Here is a 3,554-nt window from a genome sequence, read left to right as displayed (position 1 = left end):
CCGCCCCGTCCCGCCGCGCCGCCCGACCGCAAGGCCCGCCGCGCGGCGCTCCTCCGATCCGCTGGCCACCGCGCCGTCGACCCGGCCCGAGACGCTGACCGGTCAGGCCTACCGGAAGATCGAGGAACTGATCGTCACGCTGGAGCTGCGCCCCGGCACCGCGATGTCGGAGGCCGAGTTGTCGCAGCGTCTCGGCATCGGTCGCACGCCGGTGCGCGAGGCCCTGCAGCGGCTCGCTCGCGAACACCTCGTGTCGATCCTGCCGCAGCGCGGCAACCTGGTGTCCGAGATCGACGTGCGCAAGCAACTGCGCCTGCTGGAGACGCGCCGCGAGGTGGAACGGCTGATCGTGCGCTGCGCCGCGCGCCGCGCCGGCGACGACGAGCTCGCCGAGTTCACCGAGCTCGCCAAGGCCTTCGAGGCGGCCGCGATCAGCGGCGATGCCACCGCCTTCATGCGCGCAGACAAGGCCTTCAACGATCTGAGCCTGAAGGCCGCACGCAACGAGTTCGCGGCCGGCGCGATGGGCCTGATGCACGGCCTGTCGCGGCGCTTCTGGTTCCTGCACTACCGCCAGGCGGCCGACCTGCCGGCCATGGCGGCGCTGCACGGCCGGCTGGCGCGCGCGATCGTGGCGCGGGACGAGGCTGCCGCGGCCCACGCCCTCGACGCGCTGCTCGACAACCTGGAAGAGTTCACCAAGGCGACGGTGTCGGTCGAGGTCTGATCGCGCTTCTGGCCGGTGGGCTCGGTGGGGACGAATCCGCAACCGGGTTGATCCACGGCGCGTACTCGGGGATCACCTCGTCGCACCCCGCGATCGGTCGATGGCATGGGGCAGGTCCGGCCTGCGATGTCCGGCCCCCGCTGTAGACGGCGGTGGCGCCACAAGCGTGACCCTGTCGCCTCGCGCTCTAACGCGGCAGCGGGACTGAGCGCCCGAAAATAGATTCTCATTCTGTACAAACCTGCAGAAATGCATAGAATGAGATTCACAATGCCAGCCAAAGCACCTCCTGTCGGCGAACTCCTCGCCACCCGGCTACAGGCCTTGGGGGAGCGCATTCGCGCCCACCGTGGACGCCAGAAAGTCAGCGCCACAGTGGCCGCGGAAGCCGCGGGCATGTCCCGGGTGACCTGGCACCGCATCGAACGGGGCGAGCCTTCCGTGACCATGGGTGCCTACCTCAGCGCCATCGACGCGATCGGGTTGCAACTGGAGCTTCGCGATCCGCAGGCCCGCCCGGCCACTGCCGACAGGGCCAGCCTGCCGGAGCGTGTGCGGCTGGGCGATTTTCCCCAGCTCAAGCGCCTGGCCTGGCAACTGCACGACGTCGAAGAACTCAGCCCGGTGGATGCCTTGAACCTATACGAGCGCAACTGGCGTCACATCGACCAAGCCCGTATGGAGCCGGCCGAGCGTGCACTGCTCCAAGTCCTGGTGGACCAACTCGGCGGGGGGCGCCTGCTTGTTTGAACGGCCGCATCACCGCCGCATCGCGACCATCCTCGCAGCCCTGGACGCCGACGTCCTGGTGGCGAACGACTGCCTCTTCGGTGGCGGAACCGCCATGGCGCTGCGGTACGGCGAATACCGTGAGTCGGTCGACATCGACTTCCTAGTCTCCAGGGTCGAGGCTATCGCCAACTGCGGCAACGGCTGACCGGCCCGGAAGGCATGCGCGCCCTCTCGCGGCCCGGCCACACACTGAACCAGGCCCGCGAGGTGCGCGCAGACCAATACGGCCTCCGCACCCTGCTGCAAGTCGATGGCGCCGACATCAAGTTCGAGATCGTGCTCGAGGGCCGGATCGAGCTGGAAGCTCCCGGTGCGGACGATTGGCAGTGCGGCGTGGCGACGCTGACGCCGCTGGACATGGTGACGAGCAAGCTGCTGGCCAACTCCGACCGCTGGCGCGACGATGCCGTGATGAGCCGGGATCTGATCGACCTGGCGATGATGGCGCCGCCCAAGGCGCTGATGAAACGGGCCATGGCCAAGGCCCAAGGTGCCTACGGCGACAGTGTGGCAGCCGACTTGGCGCGCGCCGTGGAGGACCTGCGAGCACGACCCCACCATCTGGACGCGTGCATGAAATCGATGGCGATGACCACCGTGTCGAAGGCGGCGCTATGGGCTCGCATCAAGGCGCTGGTGCGCTGAAGCACCGACTTCGACGGCGCGAAGAAGAAGGCGCTCGAGGATGGCGCCGGCGCGAGCCCTCCGATAGCGTGAACAGGCCCTAGCGTCACACGTGCCGCCGCTTCTCCACCATGTTCATGAACTGCTCGTACTCGCGGTCGTCGACGCCATAGCTGTGGTCGTCGTCGGGGAAGCGGCCGGTCTTCACCTCGTCGACGTAGGCCTTCAGGCCCTGCACCGCCACCTCGGTCAGGTTGGCATAGCGCTTCGTGAACTTGGGCTTGAAGTCGGTGAACACGCCCAGCAGGTCGTAGGACAGCAGGATCTGGCCATCGCAGCCGGCCCCGGCACCGATGCCGATGGTGGGGATCTCGAGCTGCTTCGAGATCAGCGTCGCGATCTTCGCCGGCACCGCCTCGAACTCCAGCATGAAGCAGCCGGCGTCCTGGATCGCGAACGCGTCCTCCAGGATCTTCATCGCCGCCTCGGCGGTGCGGCCCTGGATCTTGAAGCCGCCGAACATCGCGATGGTGTGCGGTGTGAGCCCGATGTGCGAGGCGGTCGGGATGCCCGAGTCGACCAATGCCTTCAGGATGTGCGCCTGCGATCTGCCGCCCTGCGGCTTGACCGCGTCGCAGCCGCCGTCCTGCATGAAGCGGGTGGCGTTGAGCAGCGCGCGGTCCACCGTGTTGTAGCTCTGGTAGGGCATGCAGCCCAGCGTGAAGGTGCGTGGCGCGCCCCGCCGCACCGCCTGTGCGTGCATCACCATCATGTCCATCGTCGCCGGCACGGTGCTGCTGTGACCGTGCGCGACCATCGCCAGGCTGTCGCCGACCACGGCCACGTCGACGCCGGCCAGCTCGGCCCACTTGGCCGAGGTGTAGTCCGGCACCGAGGTGTAGACCATCTTCTCGCCGCTCTTCTTCGAGTCGCGGATCTCGGTGATGGTGCGCTTCTTGCGCTCGGGTGGGGCAGCGGCGGCATCGGACATGGCGGTCTCCTTCGAGCATTTGATATGTCACTAGCATATCAATGTTCGACAGGACGCCAATGCGGGGAAACGCCGCGCTGCGCGGCGGTCGGCGGCCGAGCCGCTCAGGCGCGGCCGGCTCCATCGACGAGTTGCCGCGCCAGCCGGTTGTGCCGCCGCACCAGAGCCGGCAGTTCCAGCGTGGTCAGCTCGCCGTCGCGCACCACCACGCGGCCGTGCACGAGGGTGTGGCGGGCGCGCGGCGGCTGGCAGAACAGCAACGCGGCCAGCGGGTCGTGCAGCGCGCCGGCCAGGCCCACGTCGTCGAGCCCGAAGATCGCCAGGTCGGCCGCCATGCCGGGTGCGAGCACGCCGATGTCGTCGCGGTTCAGCACCGCAGCGCCGCCGCGCGTGGCCAGCTCGAGGGCCTCGCGCGCGCCC

General features: G+C 68.8%; 6 protein-coding genes. 4 read left to right on the top strand and 2 right to left on the bottom strand.

All coding sequences use genetic code 11. The features are described from left to right. The 4 genes from Y694_RS20520 to Y694_RS20510 form a co-directional block, all read left to right on the top strand. The coding region (locus tag Y694_RS20520) for a GntR family transcriptional regulator (RefSeq protein WP_051495949.1) at positions 1-727 on the top strand (727 nt) is incomplete at its 5' end. Positions 728-997: 270 nt separating this feature from the next. After that, on the top strand, positions 998-1,477 hold the full coding sequence (locus tag Y694_RS22875; protein WP_051495948.1) for a helix-turn-helix transcriptional regulator: 480 nt from the start codon (positions 998-1,000) through the stop codon (positions 1,475-1,477). Continuing rightward, complete coding sequence (locus Y694_RS26595) at positions 1,470-1,664, top strand: nucleotidyl transferase AbiEii/AbiGii toxin family protein (RefSeq protein WP_255343899.1); 195 nt, start codon at positions 1,470-1,472, stop codon at positions 1,662-1,664. The genes Y694_RS22875 and Y694_RS26595 overlap by 8 nt, the downstream gene beginning before the upstream one ends. 14 nt (positions 1,665-1,678) lie before the next feature. Further along, positions 1,679-2,164: a nucleotidyl transferase AbiEii/AbiGii toxin family protein gene (locus tag Y694_RS20510; RefSeq protein ID WP_255343898.1), complete on the top strand. Its 486-nt coding sequence runs from the start codon at positions 1,679-1,681 to the stop codon at positions 2,162-2,164. A gap of 85 nt (positions 2,165-2,249) precedes the next feature. On the opposite strand, the gene panB is transcribed toward Y694_RS20510, so the two are convergent. Next, positions 2,250-3,134, bottom strand: a complete 885-nt coding sequence (gene panB, locus Y694_RS20505) for a 3-methyl-2-oxobutanoate hydroxymethyltransferase (RefSeq protein ID WP_036236024.1) — start codon at positions 3,132-3,134, stop codon at positions 2,250-2,252. Positions 3,135-3,238: 104 nt separating this feature from the next. Next, a partial coding sequence (locus tag Y694_RS20500; RefSeq protein ID WP_036236021.1) for an amidohydrolase family protein occupies positions 3,239-3,554 on the bottom strand: 316 nt, incomplete at its 5' end.

Source organism: Methylibium sp. T29-B, assembly GCF_000576225.1.
GTDB classification, from domain to species: Bacteria; Pseudomonadota; Gammaproteobacteria; order Burkholderiales; family Burkholderiaceae_C; genus Methylibium; species Methylibium petroleiphilum.
Note: the sequence above shows the minus strand (reverse complement) of the source record. Positions and strands in the feature narration are given on the sequence as shown.

Coding starts and splice junctions, on each gene's coding strand:
- Y694_RS22875 (WP_051495948.1), top strand. CDS start 998: ATGCCAGCCAAAGCACCTCCTGTCGGCGAACTCCTCGCCACCCGGCTA.
- Y694_RS20510 (WP_255343898.1), top strand. CDS start 1,679: ATGCGCGCCCTCTCGCGGCCCGGCCACACACTGAACCAGGCCCGCGAG.
- panB (WP_036236024.1), bottom strand. CDS start 3,134: ATGTCCGATGCCGCCGCTGCCCCACCCGAGCGCAAGAAGCGCACCATC.